Raw genomic sequence first — 575 nt, 5'->3', positions numbered from 1 at the left:
GGAGGACGCGGGGAGCCGGCCCCCCGCCCCTGACTGTGTGACGTTCAGCGCGGGTTGGCGCTACACCTTCGTCACCAACAACTGCTCCGACACCCACACCCTGACGGTCGTCTACCGCGACGGGACCGACGTTCCCAGCCGGGTGGCGCCTCCGGGAGCCCTGATCACCTTCCCGGGGTACGGAACCTCGGGCAATGAGGTTCTGGGCGTCGTCCTGTGCGACGACGGTGGCTGCGCCTGATCCTGCCGACCCGGGAGGGGGCCGGTCCTGGGCGGGCGCTGGTTACTGGTGGGTTCGTGGATTTTGTAAGATCCACTCGACCAACTCACAGTTCTTTCTGGGGGACACACTCATGAACAGGCGTTTTTCCGCTCTGGCCGTTTCGGCCGTCGCCGTCGGAGGTTTCTTCGTCACGTCGGCGCCGGCTCATGCCGCGCTGTCGGCCGACCGGGGTGCGGTGACGGCCAAGGCAGCCGTCACGTGCAACGAGGGGCAGATGCGTCAGCAGATCGCCAACCTCAAGAGCAAGGCCGCGAAGCTGAAGCAGCTGGGGGAGACCGCGGCGGCCCGGAAG

1 protein-coding gene and 1 pseudogene are annotated in these 575 nt (G+C 67.3%); both read left to right on the top strand.

Annotated features, from left to right (window positions below):
- Positions 1 to 241: pseudogene (locus CCN44_RS41675) on the top strand (alpha-amylase); the annotation flags it as partial.
- 112 nt (positions 242 to 353) lie between these two features.
- Positions 354 to 575 (top strand): hypothetical protein (locus tag CCN44_RS41670; protein WP_086704424.1); only part of this gene is annotated, 222 nt, incomplete at its 3' end.

Source organism: Streptomyces tricolor (genome assembly GCF_002155905.1).
Taxonomy (GTDB): domain Bacteria; phylum Actinomycetota; class Actinomycetes; order Streptomycetales; family Streptomycetaceae; genus Streptomyces; species Streptomyces tricolor.
Note: the sequence above shows the minus strand (reverse complement) of the source record. Positions and strands in the feature narration are given on the sequence as shown.